At 41.9% G+C, this 17527-nt stretch carries 18 protein-coding genes and 1 riboswitch; of the genes, 8 read left to right on the forward strand and 10 right to left on the reverse strand.

What is annotated here, in order from left to right:
- The first annotated feature begins 165 nt into the window (after positions 1-165).
- Positions 166-1176 carry a DUF3231 family protein gene (locus tag BK582_RS18825; RefSeq protein WP_078596515.1) on the forward strand — a complete coding sequence of 337 codons (1011 nt, stop codon included), beginning with the start codon at positions 166-168 and terminating at the stop codon, positions 1174-1176.
- A 102-nt stretch (positions 1177-1278) separates the two neighbouring features.
- On the opposite strand, the gene BK582_RS18830 is transcribed toward BK582_RS18825, so the two are convergent.
- The 5 genes from BK582_RS18830 to BK582_RS18850 all read right to left on the reverse strand — a co-directional run bounded on the left by BK582_RS18830 (position 1279) and on the right by BK582_RS18850 (position 6949).
- On the reverse strand, positions 1279-2448 hold the full coding sequence (locus BK582_RS18830; protein WP_078596516.1) for a serine hydrolase domain-containing protein: 1170 nt from the start codon (positions 2446-2448) through the stop codon (positions 1279-1281).
- Between the two features lie 345 nt (positions 2449-2793).
- Positions 2794-3612: a MetQ/NlpA family ABC transporter substrate-binding protein gene (locus BK582_RS18835; protein WP_078596517.1), complete on the reverse strand. Its 819-nt coding sequence runs from the start codon at positions 3610-3612 to the stop codon at positions 2794-2796.
- Positions 3613-3637: 25 nt separating this feature from the next.
- On the reverse strand, positions 3638-4297 hold the full coding sequence (locus BK582_RS18840; RefSeq protein WP_078596518.1) for a methionine ABC transporter permease: 660 nt from the start codon (positions 4295-4297) through the stop codon (positions 3638-3640).
- Positions 4269-5300, reverse strand: coding sequence for a methionine ABC transporter ATP-binding protein (locus BK582_RS18845; RefSeq protein WP_078596519.1), 1032 nt, complete (start codon positions 5298-5300; stop codon positions 4269-4271). Before BK582_RS18845 ends, BK582_RS18840 begins: the two co-directional genes overlap by 29 nt.
- Before the next feature lie 260 nt (positions 5301-5560).
- Entirely contained in the window at positions 5561-6949 is a 1389-nt protein-coding gene (locus BK582_RS18850; protein WP_078596520.1) for an LLM class flavin-dependent oxidoreductase, read from the reverse strand.
- A gap of 112 nt (positions 6950-7061) precedes the next feature.
- A riboswitch (SAM riboswitch) is annotated at positions 7062-7175 on the reverse strand.
- Between the two features lie 256 nt (positions 7176-7431).
- Here BK582_RS18850 and BK582_RS18855 point away from each other — a divergent pair.
- The 3 genes from BK582_RS18855 (at position 7432) to BK582_RS18865 (ending at position 9490) form a co-directional block, all read left to right on the forward strand.
- Positions 7432-8583, forward strand: a complete 1152-nt coding sequence (locus BK582_RS18855) for an acyl-CoA dehydrogenase family protein (protein WP_078596521.1) — start codon at positions 7432-7434, stop codon at positions 8581-8583.
- A 222-nt stretch (positions 8584-8805) separates the two neighbouring features.
- Positions 8806-9168: a VOC family protein gene (locus BK582_RS18860; RefSeq protein ID WP_078596522.1), complete on the forward strand. Its 363-nt coding sequence runs from the start codon at positions 8806-8808 to the stop codon at positions 9166-9168.
- A gap of 121 nt (positions 9169-9289) precedes the next feature.
- Positions 9290-9490, forward strand: coding sequence for a hypothetical protein (locus tag BK582_RS18865; RefSeq protein WP_078596523.1), 201 nt, complete (start codon positions 9290-9292; stop codon positions 9488-9490).
- Between the two features lie 81 nt (positions 9491-9571).
- On the opposite strand, the gene BK582_RS18870 is transcribed toward BK582_RS18865, so the two are convergent.
- On the reverse strand, positions 9572-10198 hold the full coding sequence (locus BK582_RS18870; RefSeq protein WP_078596524.1) for an NUDIX hydrolase: 627 nt from the start codon (positions 10196-10198) through the stop codon (positions 9572-9574).
- A 194-nt stretch (positions 10199-10392) separates the two neighbouring features.
- Between BK582_RS18870 and BK582_RS18875 the strand changes: the two genes are divergently transcribed.
- The gene (locus BK582_RS18875) at positions 10393-10644 is read left to right on the forward strand and encodes a hypothetical protein (RefSeq protein ID WP_078596525.1); all 252 of its coding nucleotides are present in this window, start codon (positions 10393-10395) and stop codon (positions 10642-10644) included.
- A 238-nt stretch (positions 10645-10882) separates the two neighbouring features.
- Entirely contained in the window at positions 10883-11557 is a 675-nt protein-coding gene (locus tag BK582_RS18880) for a methanogen output domain 1-containing protein (RefSeq protein ID WP_078596526.1), read from the forward strand.
- Positions 11558-11686: 129 nt separating this feature from the next.
- Here the strand turns inward: BK582_RS18880 and BK582_RS18885 are convergent, their stop codons facing one another.
- Positions 11687-12025 carry a DnaJ family domain-containing protein gene (locus BK582_RS18885; RefSeq protein ID WP_078596527.1) on the reverse strand — a complete coding sequence of 113 codons (339 nt, stop codon included), beginning with the start codon at positions 12023-12025 and terminating at the stop codon, positions 11687-11689.
- Positions 12026-12525: 500 nt separating this feature from the next.
- Here BK582_RS18885 and BK582_RS18895 point away from each other — a divergent pair, with 500 nt between their 5' ends.
- Positions 12526-12777 carry a hypothetical protein gene (locus BK582_RS18895; RefSeq protein WP_078596529.1) on the forward strand — a complete coding sequence of 84 codons (252 nt, stop codon included), beginning with the start codon at positions 12526-12528 and terminating at the stop codon, positions 12775-12777.
- Positions 12778-12841: 64 nt separating this feature from the next.
- On the opposite strand, the gene lacZ is transcribed toward BK582_RS18895, so the two are convergent.
- Positions 12842-15886 carry a beta-galactosidase, LacZ type gene (gene lacZ / locus BK582_RS18900; protein WP_078596530.1) on the reverse strand — a complete coding sequence of 1015 codons (3045 nt, stop codon included), beginning with the start codon at positions 15884-15886 and terminating at the stop codon, positions 12842-12844.
- A gap of 137 nt (positions 15887-16023) precedes the next feature.
- The gene (locus tag BK582_RS28135; protein ID WP_276328216.1) at positions 16024-16155 is read right to left on the reverse strand and encodes a hypothetical protein; all 132 of its coding nucleotides are present in this window, start codon (positions 16153-16155) and stop codon (positions 16024-16026) included.
- Between the two features lie 114 nt (positions 16156-16269).
- Between BK582_RS28135 and BK582_RS18905 the strand changes: the two genes are divergently transcribed.
- Complete coding sequence (locus BK582_RS18905) at positions 16270-17145, forward strand: AraC family transcriptional regulator (protein WP_078596531.1); 876 nt, start codon at positions 16270-16272, stop codon at positions 17143-17145.
- A gap of 40 nt (positions 17146-17185) precedes the next feature.
- Here the strand turns inward: BK582_RS18905 and BK582_RS18910 are convergent, their stop codons facing one another.
- Positions 17186-17482: a hypothetical protein gene (locus BK582_RS18910; protein WP_078596532.1), complete on the reverse strand. Its 297-nt coding sequence runs from the start codon at positions 17480-17482 to the stop codon at positions 17186-17188.
- Between the last annotated feature and the right edge of the window lie 45 nt (positions 17483-17527).

A 17527-nucleotide genomic window follows, 5' to 3' on the forward strand; every position in this document is an offset into this window, starting at 1 on the left:
GTAATAACTTTACTTTGTCTGTCGTACTTCATCTGTCGTAGTAATTTTATTTTACCTTAATTACTACGACAGGTAAAGTATGATTTTCCTTTCCCCAGACTAATTAAATGATTTTCTCGTTATTGGATAAACTATCTTAGATAAATTTTACAGGGGGTTATAAAGATGGATGACTTCACTCACAACAGCAGGTTGAGTTCCTCGGAGCTTGCCAACCTCTGGACCCAGTATATAAATGACAACATGTCACAATATGTGCTTAGCTACTTAATAAAAACCACACAAGATAAAGAAATTAATGAAGTACTCGAATTCTCTCTGCAATTATCCAAAAGCCACCTTCAAAAAATAAAGCCTTTCTTAGCAAAAGAGAATTATCCAATACCAAAAGGGTTTTCAGATATTGATGTTAATCTGGAAGCACCAGCTTTATTTACTGATACATTTCATATTGTTTTTATCCAGATTATGTCTATTCATGGGATGACCAGATACGCAGGTGCAATGGGCTGTGCCATTAGAGAGGATCAAAGAAAATATTTTAAAGAAGTTATTTCTGAATCAGTGGAATTATACGACAGAGCTACTGAAGTACTTGTACGAAAAGGAATAATCAGTAAACCCCCTTCTTTCAATAATAGCCAAAAAATTGACTATATTAACAAACAGGATTATTTAACTGGCTGGTTTGGAAAAAGAAGACCTATTAGCGCAGTCGAAGTGAGCGGTACTTATCTTAATTTGCAGAAGACAATGACAAAATTAGTACTTGAACTTGGTTTTAGCCAGGTGACACAATCGAATGAAGTAAGAAGGTATATGGATAGAGCAAGATCTGTCTGTCAAAATCACTTTAAAATACTATCCAGCATGCTGACGGAAGAAAATTTACATATTCCGAGAACATTCGATTCTGAAGTAACAGATTCAACAACCCCTCCATTTTCAGACAGACTTATATTGTTCTTAATCGTGTCACTCCTTTCGTCTGCTGTCGGGTATTACGGAGAAGCAATGGCATTATGCCAAAGAAGAGATTTGTCAGTTAATTACGCAAAAATGATTGCCGAAATTGGTGTGCTTGCCGAGGATGGCGTGAACCTGCTTATTGATAAAGAATGGTTGGAAGAGCCTCCTTTGGCGACAGATCATGAACGCCTGGCAAAAGAGAAATGATACTGCAGGGAAAATAGACACCACATTAAATGGCGGATTATTATCCACCTTCAGGTCATTTAAGACTGCCCTGGTTCCAGGGCAGTCTTTCCGCTATCGGTTTCAATTGGTTTCACCAAGTATACGAAGCATTTTAGGCATGATTTTAAAAGGGGCTGGAGCCGCAGTTACCTGGCTGACGGTTCCAGCGGTTATTATATCCAGCTCCGGACAGTAAAAGAGCCAGGAACCTGTTGCTCCTGTGTGGCCCGTCAGATCTGGCATAGGACGAAACGGGGTAAACAGACGAGGCATTTTAAACCGCATTATGCCCAGCCCATATTGTATCGGCCAGCCAGGGGCTAACGGGCTGAGCCCAAACCCAAATGTCTGCCAGCCACTCTGCATTAGCTCTACCGTTTCTGGTTTCTCAAACACTTTCCCGTTAACAAGTGCCCTCATAAACTTGATTAAATCTCTTGCTGTACTGTTGAGATCATTAAAAGATCTTAAAGCAAGCGGTTTGTCGTTAAAGGCTGTGTCCTCTATCCAGACAGTGGCCGTCGTCCCCGCAGGTTCCAGTGATTCAGAGCCAGGATGATATGTATTAACTAATCCCAGCGGCTCAAAAAGCATCTCCTTAAAGACCTCTTCAATCGGCTTACCGGTTACTTTTTCAATAATAGCGATAAGTATTTGAAAATTCGTGTCCGAATAACGTATCCGATATTTTTCTCCGCTGAGGTTTTGAGGCGGAAAAAGAGGAGCATTCACTTTACGTACAATCTGAAGTGTGTCTTCAAGGGACCAGGACATATCCTTTCCTTCTATCGCCCGGTCTATTATTGTTTTTTCCCCTTTCGGCTTTATCTCAAGGTAGTCCGGAATCCCGGAAGAATGGCTTAGCAGATGTTCTATCGTTAAGCGGTCATAATAGTCGATGCCCCCAACTACATGCACATTCTTCAAAAGATCTTCAGGAAGATAGTCGATAACTAAATTATTGATGGATAGCTTATTTGTCTCGTGGAGTTTGAGGATAGTGGTGGCGATATAGAGTTTTGTTACACTGGCAATCCAAAATGGCGTATCGGCCTCCATTTCTGTCCCGTCAGGATGGGCAATACCTTTTGCCCCTTCCCAACGAAAAGTTCCCTCTCTATTCTCCACCGCCAAAACCGCGTGCCGGACCCCTTTCATGGCCAACAGCTGATCCAGAAGGCCATGTAGCGATTTCGATTGATTAGCAGTTAATGAGTTGCTTTGAGTAATAGCTATTTTAGACCCCTCCATTATTTAACTTACATGTAACTTCCCCCCATGCTGAATTACATTTAAGAATTATGTACCACAATTGCCTAATTATTACGAAAACTTAACGATTCATCTAAATTATAGCATTTGTTTCCCGAATAATATTAAATGTGAGTAAAATGACTCAAACCAGTTTTCCGGCGGTCTGAATAATATAGTATCCACTTCATGACACCAATGTTTCTGCATTTAAACATTTTCAAAAAAAGAGCATTAAATTGCAATGCAATTTAACACTCGATTAGTTTTGTTCTCTATATTATATATAGAAGAAACTCGATTTCCTGACTCCAGAATGACAGTATTTTTATGGCCCGTCTCGAATTACTCCCTCATCCAGTCAGGCTGGTGGAAGCCCTGGAATTCTTCTTCGATAAACTGTTTAAATTCGTCTGATTCAATGGCTTCCTTAATATCCTGTACGTATTGATCGTCAAGGTTTTCCGTAAGTACAACCACCTGGTTGATAATATTCTCAGGAATATTGTCTTTTGCCAGTGACGTTGTTAAATCCAGTCCCGCCGAAATAGCAAAGTTTCCATTTATGGCAGCTAAATCCACCGAGCTGAGAGATCTTGGAAGCTGTGCTGCTTCCAGAGACTCGATTTTCAGGTCCAGCGGGTTGCTGGTAACATCGTTTTCAGTTACACGCAGGGGGTTAACATCTTCGTCAAATTCCAGAAGCCCGTTGTCTCTTAAAACAGTAAGCCCCCTCGCCGTATTTGTCGGGTCATTCGGAATTGCCACTGTGCTTCCAGGTTCAATTTCGTCAAGGGAATCGAACTTCTCTGAATAAATCGCCATTGGTGCTGTCGGTACTCTGATTACACCTGAAAGTTCCATGTCGTGCTCCTCTGCAAATGCAGTCATATAAACCTCATGCTGGAACAGGTTAGCATCTAGAGATCCAGATCCAAGGGCGGTATTCGGCTGGACATAATCGTTGAATTCCCTAACTTCCACTGTATAACCAAGCTCCTCCAGATATGGCTTTACACCGCCTTCTAACATATCGCTGTACGGAATCGTTCCTCCGAGAACAAGATCCTTCTTTTCAACGTCTGAAGCTGCACCTTCATCTGAACCACAGGCAGCCAGCAGTCCGGCTGGGATTAATGATAATAGTAATAGAAATTTTTTCATTTTATATAGCCTCCGTAGTTGTTTATTATCGTCTGCTTACTGCCTTTGCAATAAAGTCGCCAAAATACTGGACGACCTGTACTAAAACGATTAACAGAATAACAGTAGTAAACATAATCGTATTATCATAGCGGTAATATCCATACCTGATCGCCAGGTCGCCAATGCCTCCGCCGCCGATTGTTCCGGCCATTGCCGAGTATCCGATTAAACTGATTGCCGTAATTGTCAGTCCCCGAATGAGCCCGGCCTTCGACTCAGGAAGGATGATATCTTTTATGATCAGCCAGGGTGACGCTCCGGCTGCCACTGCCGCTTCAATAACACCTTTGTCAATCTCCCGTGCTGCTGACTCAGCGATTCTCGCATAAAAAGGAATGGCTGCTACGGAAAGGGAAACTGAAGCTGCGAGCGGCCCGATCGTTGTGTTCAGCAGGAAATGTGTGAACGGAAGCAGAAAAACGAGCAGGATCACATATGGAACAGACCTAATTAAATTAATAATGCTGCCTGCTGTCTGCCGGATCAATTTGTTTTCCAGGAAAATACCTCTGTCAGTCACAAAGAGGAGGATTCCTAAAGGCAGCCCGATAAGAAGGGCTGTGAGAAGGGCAATCCCTACCATTAACAAAGTTTCGAAGAATGCCTGGTTCAGTTCAGGCAATATTTGAATTATGCTCTCCATGGCTAATCACCTCCACTTTGCTTACCCGCTTACGCAGATAGTCGATTGCTTTTTTTACCTCGTCCTGCTCCCCGGTAACACTCATGATAAAAATTCCGAGTGGTTCATCCTGGATGTATTCCACCTTACCATGAAGAATGTTGCCCTGTACCCGGAATGCCTGAAGCGCATCGGATACAACAGATTGCGTTGCTTTTTCTCCCCAAAACTGCAGCATAACAAGCTCTCCATCAAGCCCCTCTGTAAGTTTTTGGGGGAGTTTAAAATCAAGCACGGTTTCGATAAATGTTTCTGTTAACGGTTCCTGAGGGTTTGCAAAAATATTATAGGTAGATCCTTGTTCCACTACTCTGCCATCCTGCATTACCGCACATTTGTGGCAGATCTCTTTCACGACTTCCATCTCGTGGGTAATAATAACGATTGTGATGCCAAGCTCTTTATTGATTTTTTTCAGCAATGCGAGAATTGATTTGGTCGTGCTCGGATCAAGGGCGGATGTTGCCTCGTCACAAAGGAGCACCTTCGGGTTGTTGGCAAGGGCCCTTGCGATGCTGACCCTCTGTTTCTGACCACCGCTAAGCTGTGCAGGGTACTGGTTCCTCCTGTCCGTAAGACCAACCAGTTTAAGAAGCTCATCCACCCTTTGGCGGATATGCTGTTTTTTAATGCCCGCAGCCTTTAAAGCGAAACCTACATTTTCAAAAACCGTCTTGGATGAAACGAGGTAGAACCCCTGAAAAATCATGCCGATCGATTGCCTTTGTTTCCTTAATTGCTTTGGGGACAGCTCAGCCAGGTTAACTCCGTCTACTTTTACTGTCCCTGAAGTTGGCGGTTCAAGATAGTTCATGCATCGAAGCAAGGTGCTTTTTCCTGCCCCGCTGTACCCGACGATTCCGAAAATTTCCCCTTTCCTGATATGGAGAGTTACATCATCAACTCCCTTCACAATGCCAGATTTACTTTGAAATTCCTTCGTTATATTTTCCAGGGTAAGCATAGAAGACTCCCTTCTTAATTTTATTGGATGCTGTTTATTTCTGAGTATACTTATCGTTTTAGTTAAAGAATTTATTAAAACCAGTGACTATTTCTTCCTAAACTGCTTTGTTATTTTGCAAGTCCTTCTGAAAAGCTAAAACAAAATGGTATCGCGCCAAATTTAACAGTTATCGCGCGTAACTAAGCAGGTATCGCGCCAATCCACATAGTTATCACGCCAAGACAGGAACTTATCACGCAAAACTCAAACATTCTCCCTTAACTCTCCACCACTACTTTCCTGAATTTGCTTCCCGGGTGGTCTTCCGGCAGAAGGCTGGAGCCTTCCGGAAATAGTTTTTCTCTTAAAGTGCCTTCCTTGTATTCTGTTTTATATAGTCCTCGTTTTTGCAGCTCGGGAACTACTAAGTCTATGAATGATTCCAGGTCCCCTGGCGTTACGAGATGGTTTAAGTTAAAACCGTCCACGCCTGATTCTTTGAACTGGAATTCGATTGCATCGGCAACTTCCTCCGGGCTTCCCACAATAATGCTGTTTCTATCCAGGGACTCAAACCTGTTAAGTACATCGCCTACAGTAAGCTTTTTCGGAGCGTCTTTAGTTAAAGTTGCTGCTTTATAGTGGCCGCCCTCAGTCTTTTTCGTGTATTCGAAAGGCAGTTCAGGATCCAGCTTCTCATATTCGGCTATATCATATCCGCTCGCGCCGTACTGGGCCTTCGCTGCATCTGCACTCCACAGCTTGTTGTATTCCTCGAATTTACGTTCCGCCTCCTCCGTCGTTTCTGCAACGATAACACTTAAGAAAGAGAAGAACTTCAGGTTATCCGGATTTCGCCCGTGTTTTGCAGCCCTTTCACGAATATCATCCGCATAGTATCGGATCCGTTCAGGTGTTGGTCCCCCGACAAAAATACATTCTGCATGTCTGGCAGCGAATTCCCTGCCTTTTTCCGACGTCCCTGCCTGGTAAATAACTGGTGTCCTCTGCAGTGACGGCTCGCTTAAATGTGGTCCTTCCACACTGAAGTACTCGCCTTTATGATTGATTTCATGCACCTTTTCAGGATCCACAAGCGTCTTGTTTTCCACGTCCTCCACTACTGCACCGTATTCCCAGCTCTGTTCCCAAAGCTTATACGACACATCGAGATATTCATGGGCGATGTCGTATCTTTCATCATGCCTGATCATTTCCTCCAGTCCGAAGTTTCGGGCAGCGTTAGGAAGATAAGATGTCACCACATTCCAGGCGATCCGGCCGTTTGTCAGATGATCGAGCGTTGTAAAACGTCTGGCATTTCCAAAAGGCTGTTCATATGTAGTGCTCACAGTGATCGCGAATGATAAGTTGTTCGTCACACTTGCCATCGCAGATACTAACAGCGCCGGATCATTCAGGGGCACCTGCAGTCCATCTCGGATTGATGGTGCTTTGCTTTTTTGGTACACATCATAGATTCCAAGAACATCAGCGAAAAAAACGGCATCAAACTTTCCTTTTTCCAAAAGCTTCGCGAGCTCGATCCAGTAGTTTAAATCCTTATACCCTTTGTGTCTTTTATTCTCCGGATGCTTCCAGAAACCATGGGAATTGTGCATTGCACTGTTCATTTCAAATGCGTTCAAAATAATCTGTTTCGTCATTTTCTCGTCCTCCTGGTTAATTAGTCATCGGAGAGAGGTGGTCTCAAATAAAAAATAAAAAACCTCTTCCTAAGAAGAGGTTTCATCACGATACACCACGCAAAGAATTCTCTCCTTATCTTTCAAGCTGAACAGCTTGCTGGAATTAGCACAGTGCTTACTTACATCATTAAAGCCTGTTGCCGAGGTTTCAAAGGGCCAGTCCCTCCACCTCTCTTGATAAGAAAAAGCTGGAAACTATTAAGTTACGACCAAATATACAGTGTAAATATTAATTAGTCAACAGCAATTTTTTGATTATTTTTTATTTTTTATCCCTTTGCACTGATACAGCAATAAAAAGCCCCTCTCAAATATTTTTAAAAAGATATTCCGTATTGACTTTATTTTTCAAACCGCTTAAAGTATTGCCTATTATAAAAATTGCTTCTGAGAAAATCACACAATTTCTATCCTAATATAATTAAAAGGAGGTTAAATCTATGGCGCTTGCAGTAAAAAACAATTCAGCAACTTTTACAGGAATACTTGTGCAGACAGATGAACTTGCAGATATATTCAGCCAGCGTGCGGAACATATTGATTCCGAAGGCATTTTCCCTCACGAAAACTTTGAAGATCTGAAAGAACGAGGGTTCCTTTCCTTGACCGTCCCTGAAAAATACGGCGGTAAAGGACTTAACCTGTACGAGTTTTTACAGATCCAGGAAAAGCTCGCAAAAGGAGATGCCGCGACAGCCCTGTCTATCGGCTGGCATCTGGGTGTTATCCTGGAAGCTGCGGAGACAAATCATTGGCAGGAACAAAGTTTCGCCAGACTATGCAGGTTGATTGTTGAGGAAAAGGCATTGATTAACCTTGCCCAGACAGAATTGGCGACTGGCAGTCCGTCAAGAGGCGCAGTCCCCCAGACCACAGCTGTTAAAGAAGCTGGGGGCTGGAGAATAAATGGCAGAAAATCCTTTACTTCAATGGCTTCAGCTCTGGATTATTCTGTCGTTACAGTAGATGTTGACCGAACGGGGCAAAAAGGTTTTATGCTCATCGACCATCGCCTCCCTGGTGTGAGAGTGGAGGAAACGTGGGACAGTATCGCTATGAGAGGTACAAAAAGTGACGACCTCGTTCTGGAGAATGTACTTGCAGACAGAGATGCTTTATTATCTGTTGAAAGTGCGAAAAAGCCTTTCCCGAAGGGCTGGTATTTGCAGATACCTGCCGTTTATTTAGGAGTAGCAGTTGCGGCAAGAGAGTATGCCGTAGAGTTTGCAACCAGTTATCAGCCTGTCACCTTGCCGGGACCAATCAAAGAGGTTCCTGAGGTTAGAAGGAAATTCGGCGAAATAGAACTTGAGATTTTTAAAGCACGGGAGGTTCTTTATTCTGTTGCCCGTAAATGGGTGGAACAGCCGGATGAGCGTTCTCACATGGCAGCAGAGCTGGCAGCAGTAAAGCATATCTGTACTAACAGCGCTAACACCGCTGTAGATTTGGCGATGAGGATTGTCGGTGCGAGAAGCCTTTCTGCAAAAAATCCTCTGCAGCGTCATTTTCGGGATGTCCGTGCCGGCCTTCACAACCCGCCAACTGATGATGCGATAGTTTACAATCTAGCAAATAATATACTAGGATAATAAAATGTTTTAGTCTCGTTTTTATTTCTGAGATCCTTTTCTAACATTGAGGGTACTTAGCCTTTGGCTAGGTGCCCATTTGCTTGACTAAGACAGATTTTATAACATGGCACCCTTCCTGCCGATTTGCCTTACATGATTTTGTCACTTCCATTTCTATAAATTTAAAATATTCAGCTCCTTCAGGTATAATAAAATCAGATAAGTTAAGGAGGTTAGGTTATGATTCTTGGTTTACATCACGCACAGATTACGATACCTAAGGGGACAGAGGAGGAAGGAAGAAATTTTTACTGCAGCGTATTAGGTTTAACTGAAGTTGAAAAACCTGATTCACTAAAAGGCCGTGGAGGATTTTGGCTGCAGGCCGGCAACCTGGAAGTTCATGTGGGGGCGGAGGATGGTTTTGACAGGTTAACAACAAAGGCACATCTCGCATATGAAGTAGAGGATATTCGATACTGGAGAAAACGACTGGAGGAAAATAACATACAAATACTTGACTCCGTTCCCATACCAGGATATGAGCGATTCGAGTTCAGAGATCCTTTCGGCAACAGAGTGGAAATGATTCACAAAACATAGTCGTCTGTGCCAGCAATACTTTTACCGAAGGGGAAAATAACAAACTTTAAAAATTGAGGCTGCTCTGATTATCCTCCCCTTTATTACTTATCACTTTCAAAAAAAGAAAGAGGGATTTTTTATGAAGAAGCCTTTCTGGCCCCCATTAATCGTTTCCATAGGAACAATGCTAGTGCTTTACTTAATAGGTTTTTTCACAGAAACAAAAAGTTTAAGTTTAAAAGTTTCCCTCGATTATACGGAAATTTCTCTCCTGCCTGTCATCGCTGGATTTCTCGCAGGCTTCCTATGTTCATTTCTCATCAGGCTGCGAGCGGGGTAGCCGGCTTTTTACCATTTGAGTCAATGAAAACAGACTAAACCTGGGGCTCAGTCTGTCTGCAGCAATATAATATGAGCTTAGTCACTCATTCAAATACTTCACGATCTTCTGAATCACCTGATTGTAAAATGAACGCTGGTGGGGAACGAACTTTTCCCTTCCCGCTCGTTCGTTAACCGAAAACCTTTCTCCATTCTCATCCAGTACAAATCCATTAATCTCCACTCTGTCTTTTTCGCCAGTCCAGAGTTGTACAAATTCATTTAATCTTACTTTTACCATGCCTGAAACTTCTTCTGTCTGAAGTGTGAATTCATCAAAACCATCTTTGAAGTCTAACAAAAAGACGTTCGCTATTTCCTTATCAATAAAATCATCTTTGGTAGCAATGTATTCAAAAATCCCTAAAGGCACTAATTCATCAAAAGGTACATTGATGCCGATTTCTTCGGCTATCTCTCTTACTCCGTCTTCCACAGTTTCATCAGCTAGTAAGTGACCAGCTGCAGTTATATCAAACAAATCAGGGTAGTCCTTCTTACTTTTACTCCGCAGCTGCAAGTAAATATAATCCTCGCCTGCTTTTCTGCTCACAAACCAGCAATGGAAAACCTCATGCCAGTAACCTTTCCTGTGGACTTCACTTCTGGGAGCAATGCCTATTTCATTCAATTGGTCATCAAAAATTCTTAGTTTTTCTGCTTCCATACTAGTCTCCTCTAAAAGGGCGTTTTGCCTATATCAATATAATAACTACACACATATATCCTCTCTGATAAAAATTGTAACATAATCTTTTTACGATGTATGTTTATCATCTTCTGAAAAGGAAATTAAAATAAAAAATGTTGTTTTACAACGGCAGCTTTTCAATTTCCTATTGATTACAAAAGAGGAAAACAATGCTTTATCAATTCAATGAGATGCGGGTTGAGGAAACGGAAAGCAATATGATTTCACCTGACAGAGGGACTGTTGTTTTTGAGGTTTCCAGTGACAAGGCTACTCCTTTTGTTGTCACTATTGAACGGCGAGGCGATGAGTATGTTAATACGGCAAAAACTCTGCTTGGCCAAAAAACAGATGAACCAGAGGAACTGGATGAATTCTTAAGGGACAAGGCACAGGAAATCCTCGAGAAAAAATTTGAATAACATTTTCCAGAGCGGTGCACCAGCCGCTCTATTTTTTTTACCTCCGCCTATAACTATATGAGTCCGGACATAACCATCCTCTTTGAACCCTCTGCACTTTGTAAAGAGGAGTGTTGATATTTAAAAGTTCTGTTCAACAGCATAATTTTATGAAATAATTAATTATAAAACTGTCTCTCTTAATTTTGGGACGCTATGGTTAAAAACACCTTTATAAAGCGAATGCTGGAGGGATAGTATGACACAAGAAACGAGATTGACTGGAGCGCTATTTCTGTCCAAATTAATAACACAGTATGCACAGCTTCATGAGAAAAGTGTTGGTGACGGGGCTAAACAATATATCCGCCAGCTTGGTTTAAGGACTGGGGAATGGATTGAACGTTTTTATGAAGATAGTATTGAGGGTGAGTGGACCCCTGATCAGTACGCGGAAGTTATTGTAGACCTGAAAAACTCAATAGGCGGGCATTTCTCTATATCTGAAATACACCCTGATCATGTAGTTGTAACAGCGACAAATTGTCCCTTTGGAGACGTGGTTCAGGACGCACCTCATCTTTGCAATATGACCTCCACGGTTTTTGGGGGCATAGCTGCAAGAAGATTCGGTTATGGGAAAGTTAAGCTGCGAAAAAGAATAGCTCTGGGCCACAGCGGCTGTGAGGTGGCTGTATATTTCCAGCCAACCGATAAAGAAGATGGTGACGAATATAAAGATCTTCCTGTCACACCTGTGAAAGGAAATCCATTTCTCTGGGAAGAAGAAACTATCGTTGCCCTTAATGAAGAATTAGAGAAAAGCGACAAAATGATCAGTACGCTGCTTGAAGAGCTGGAGGATCTAAGAGCTCAGGTGCGCAGAGGATCAAAAAATGGAAATGGCCACACTTCAGCTAATGCCAGCAAATAGAATATTAAATTAACAGACCAATGCTTCCGGCATTAACCGGAAGCTTTTTTTATATGCTGGGATATTAAAATTTTCCCGGTTATCTTACCATAGGGCAATTTTACCAGCCAGGGGATGAATACTGCTCTTTCACCAAAGCTTTTTCGCTTTTTCCAGATTTTCCATAGTAACGAAATTCTTTTGAAAAGAACTCGGACATATGCTATTATATTTCTTGATTTTTTTGTTAATTTCTTTTAATTCCTTCTCTGTTTTACATATATAAATCAGTTCCGAAATTTCTTTTTGCAGCTTGAGCCATGGTGGCAAAAAGCCAGCGTCCTTAGCCACTCTCTGGAAATTTTGATACACATCCATCTCCAGATAATCTTTCTTCAGCGGCTTGCCTTTCCCCTCGCCTTCAAAATTATCTTTCTCGCCCTTTTCCTTTAAAATATCACCTATCAGATCGTTGTATTCCCGGTCCATGTTTCCCCTCCTAAAAGATTTTTATAATAAGAGATCATAATCCGTACAAAATGAGGGCAATAATCCACAAGATAATATTCATCCCCAAAAGAATGTTAATGAGAATAATAATGGTTAATTTAATATTTTTCCAAACAGTTATCCTTTCTGTCTTTCTTGCCCTTATTTCCAGAATAAGCAATATGAAAGCAAGGAAAAACAGAAAGTTAGTAGTAAGAAATTCAATAAAAAATTGTTGAAAAGCGATCATCCCTCCTCCTGTAAGAGCGATTCTGCAATGAATACACTCATTATTCTGAAATTAATCTATTGTTATATTTTAACATATTACAAATGTCTGAGTGCATTTTATTGGATTTACAGTTTTTCAGGGCATAGCAAATAAAAACCAGACATTACTAAAATAATTGGAAAATTTATGTTAAAATGAATCCTGGAAAATCTTTGTCTGCCATAAAAAATTGCACTTGCAGAAATTACATCAGGCTAGGAGTGAATGAATGTTCATAAGAATTACTAATAAAATTGTTGCAGCTATTGTCCTTTTCTTCTATATCGACTGGCTGATTTTTGACAGCAGATTTGAACCTTTCCCGGACTTTTTCTCATACATATCTCCGTTTATGTTCTTATTGTTTGGGATAGAACTTGTGATGGCCAAAAGAAAAGTTACAGGATTTGCTCTCTTATTTGCCTCTTTTATAGGATTCCTGGCAGTCATACGGAATTTATTTGAAGCTTTCATACTTTAAATCCATACTGAAAACGCTCAGAAATCTCTGAGCGTTTTATTTGTATTTTGATCTTTAACCTGCGTTACACACGCCCGATCATAAACCGAAACTCATGATTATCAGCTGGATTCAACTGATGTTCCTGGTATACAGGGGCGCCCCAGCTGTCATCCCCTCCTACACCCATCTGCTTTGCAGCGACGGTGATAACCGTATAATGGATCTGAGGGAGTTCAAAATGATGCCGCGCATTCTCCAGTTCGAAAGGTGTATAAGGAGTGATTGTGCATTCAACCGGATCCTCGACAGAAGAAATCAACAGTCCTTGTGACTCCTCATTTTCCACCTTCACCCATCTCACGCCGGTTCTGTTTCCTGTTTCCTGAGGTACTTCATATTTAGACACATTTTCTGATGCTGTATTATGGAAGACTTGCAGTCGGGCCCCTTTGTTTCGGTCGGAATAGTTCTCATCCGGGCCCATAGCATGCCATGTTAACTGGTCATAATCTGCGGAAGTTTTAAAGGTCACACCGAAAGTTGGCATCTCCGGCAGCCCATCCGCACCCTCATACATAGATGTTACACCGATACTTCCATCGGCAAAAACCTCGTATTTCACTTTCACAGCAACATCCTCAATAGCAGCCACTTTATAAGTGAACGTTATTTCAAAGCGGTCTTCGTCCTTTTCCGTAGTAATGTCTGTACATTTTCTGCCAAAGCTCGCGGCATACCAGACTCCGGAATGGTAATCCTGGCCGCGCCCTCTGTCATTATCAGTAGATGCTCTCCAGAAAATCGGCGCTGGCGGCAGCTCGATCATTTCCCTGCCACCATAGTTCAGAGAGATAAGCGATCCCGCCTGTTTGGAGAATATAGCAGAGAAATCGAGCCCGTGGACACCAATATTTACATCGCCCTCAACAACTCTGAACTTCGGCTGCCGGGTAACGCTTCCTGGTTCCTGAACATTATTGAGCTTAAAAATATGCTGGCCAAAAGCAGGCTCATGACCTCTTTCTCCCCACAGCTCATTATTTTTCATCTGTGCAGAAACATCGATACAATACTCTCCGTTCTTTTGAAAAACTTCATCCGGTATGTTCAGCGGGAAATTTTGTTTTTCACCAGATAGTATTTTTACGTCCTGAAGTGCACTTTTGTATACTTCTTCACCTTCATGGTTCACAGAAAAAATAAAGTCGTAACGGCCAGTATCGATAAATAGATTATCGTTCCGTATGGCCACACTGTCTTTTTCCACCTGGATTTTAAGATTTTGATAAAGATATTTCACTTCCTGCATTTTTGGCGAAAGTGTCCGGTCGCCGAAAACAATACCATTTGTACAGAAAGCGTAATCTGTTGGACGGTCACCGAAATCCCCTCCATAGGCTAAGTATTCATTGCCGTATCTGTCTTTTTTCGCAAGCGCCTGGTCAATAAAATCCCAGATAAAGCCTCCCTGATACAGTGGGTACTTGTCTTCCAGATCTGTGTATTTGTACATACCCCCTACGGAATTACCCATGGCATGCATGTACTCGCAGCTGATGTACGGTTTTTCCGGATTGTTCTCAAGGTATTCAATGATATCAGCCGGCTTCGCATACATGCGGCTTTCCATATCACTCGTTTCATCATATTCCCTTGCGTGAAAAACCCCTTCATAATGAACGAGTCGCCCAGGATCCACAGATTTGAAGTACTTGCTTACATTTAATATTACTTCTCCTGCAAATGCTTCATTGCCGCAGGACCAGATTAATACCGAAGGATGATTTTTATACCGCTCATACATGGAAATGGCCCGGTCCATGACAATATCTTCCCATTCCGGCTTATTCCCCGGGATATTCCAGGAAGGCTCAACCGCACCCATTTTCTGCCACGAACCATGGGTTTCCAGATTCATTTCGTCGATGACATAAAGCCCGTATTCATCACAAAGTTCATACCACCAGCTCTGGTTAGGATAATGGGAGCACCTTACAGCGTTCATGTTGTGCTGCTTCATCGTTATAATATCCCAGAGCATGTCCTCTTTAGAAACAACACGTCCATGACGATGGTTAAACTCGTGACGATTAACTCCTTTAAAGACAATCCGTTTGCCGTTAAGATGCATAATCTTGTCAATCATCTCAAAGCGCCGGAAGCCCACCTTCTGTGGAATCACTTCCACAAGCTCCCCGTTTTCGTCCACCACTTTCACATAAAGCTTATATAAGTAAGGATCTTCCGCACTCCAGTGGTAAGGCGATTCTACTGGCAATTCTATGTTCCAGCCGTTTTCTGTGAGTTCTCCTTCACCTGATACAGCCTGCTTATTTTCTTTGTCATACAGTACAGCTTCCAGTTTTGCACCAGACGGAATTTCACTATTAGATACAAATTCCCCTTTTAATATACCGTTTTCATAATTTTCGTCAAGCTCACCGCTGATTTTAATATTATTAAGATGGATCTTTGGCACAGAATAAAGATATACATCGCGGAATATCCCTGAAAAACGCCAGAAATCCTGGTCTTCCAGCCAGCTTCCGGTACTTCTCTGGTATACTTCAACGCTCAGTTTGTTTTCTCCCGGGTGAGCATACTTTGTTAAATCAAAGTGTGCAGGCGTGAAGCTGTCCTCGCTGTAACCGACGAAATGGCCATTCATCCATACATAAAAAGCTGTTTCAACACCGTCAAAGGCTATGTATAAAGGTCGATCAGCAAATTTCTCAGGAAGATCAAAGTATTTCACATAACTTCCTACTGGATTATCATCCATCTCGATTTCCGGCGGACGAAGATGATGCACACCGTCCCACGGATACATTGTGTTCACATAATGCGCTTTTCCGTGTCCCTGGAGCTGAATGTGCCCTGGCACAGTAATATTGCCCCAGTTTCGGCAGTCAAACTCTGTTTTGTAAAAATCTGCAGGCCTGCTTGCCGGGTTCACTGAATAAATGAATTTCCAGCTGCCATTCAAGTCGTATCTCAGCTGCATGGAAGCTCCTTTTTCCGCTTCTTTCATCGTTTCGTAAAACTTATGATCTGAATGGGCAGGTAACCGGTTTACAGAAAAAACAGCCGGGTCTGCCAGCCACGATAATGCAGGTTCTGTTTTCATGCTATTCTCCTTTTCTGCCTGTATATTATGTATCAGATATAATTATTCCACAGACACATTCCTTTCAGCAACTAAGGCCCCTCCCTGCTCCCGAACTATTATTTCCAATAATGAAATTATTTTTATTTGTATCCATTTCATAGTTCAGGGCTTTCAACTTTAACGAGAAAAATATCTAACAAAGTTACTTTGTTGTTCGATTTACGCTTCAGACGGACGCTTTCTGCAGGTACGGGTTCAACTAATTTTTGCCGGCTGGTATAATTCACTCAAAGTTAATCGTTTTGCCGGGATAATTTTTTTCCAGTCCTGCATTAGTGTGCACAAAAGGTCGGATGTATACCGTTCACTCCTGCTATATTTTTAACAAAGGAGGTTATTAAATGGATTTGCTTAAAAATATGAACAGAGCAATAGATTATATCGAAGAAAACCTGACGGGTGATATCGACTTTAAGGAAGTGGCAAGGCTGGCTTACTGTTCCGAATATCACTTTAAACGGATGTTCTCTTTTCTCGCAGGTATCCCCCTATCGGAATACATTCGTCGAAGACGCCTCACCAGGGCAGCTTTCGAGTTAAAAAACAGCAGTTTAAAGATTATCGATATTGCCCTTATGTATGGCTACAGCTCGCCAGATTCTTTTACCAGGGCCTTCCAGAGCCTGCATGGCATCACACCATCTGAAGCGAGAAATAGCGGAAATTCATTAAAAGCCTATCCGAAGATGACCTTCCATTTATCCATCAAAGGAGGAAGTGAAATGAATTATCGCATTGTTGATAAAGAAGCATTTAACATCATTGGCCTGAAAAAAAGAGTCCCAATTGTTTTTGAAGGAGAGAATCCAGAGATCACCAAGATGTGGAAGACATTGACCCCCGATTCGATCAATCAGCTTGAAGACCTTTCCACCGTTGAGCCAAAAGGGTTAATTCAGGCGTCAACGAATTTTTCAGAAGGCCGTATGGAGGAAAAGGGAACCCTTGATCATTATATTGGTGTGGCGACCACTAAAGAAACGAAGGAGGATTTCTCTGCTCTCCATGTGCCTGCTTATACGTGGGCGGTGTTTACATCGTCAGGGCCTTTTCCAGCTGCCCTGCAGGAAACATGGGGCCGAATCTACTCTGAATGGTTTCCATCTTCAGATTATGAGCAATTAAAAGGCCCGGAAATACTAGCAATTAAAAGCAATGATTTATCTTCAGCAGTTGTGGAAAGTGAAATCTGGATACCTGTTTTGAAGCAACAATAAAATGGATTTGAAGGGAGCTGCTCTGGCAGCTCTTTTGTTTTCATCCAACGCTTCTTACTACTCTTTTACGTTTTTTACACCTTTCGCATACGTAGATTGCAACATACTTTATCTCGTTGTCCCAGGCTTTATGGTTGAACTTGTGCATACCGATACGGCACAAAAGGCTGTTATGAGTTTTTGTTTTTAATGCAGGGATAATCACTAAGAGTAAACCAACGATAATCAGTGGTACATAGATATAAGGAAAGGAAAACAAATCAAAAATATGAGCCACCATTAAGGATAATCCGATTCCCAAAAACATCTCACCTGTATTTTTCATTTTCATCAACATGATTCACCCTCCTTATATGTGAGCTTTACCCCTTTCAGCAATATT

The sequence above is a fragment of the Evansella clarkii genome (genome assembly GCF_002019695.1).
Classification (GTDB): domain Bacteria; phylum Bacillota; class Bacilli; order Bacillales; family Salisediminibacteriaceae; genus Evansella; species Evansella clarkii.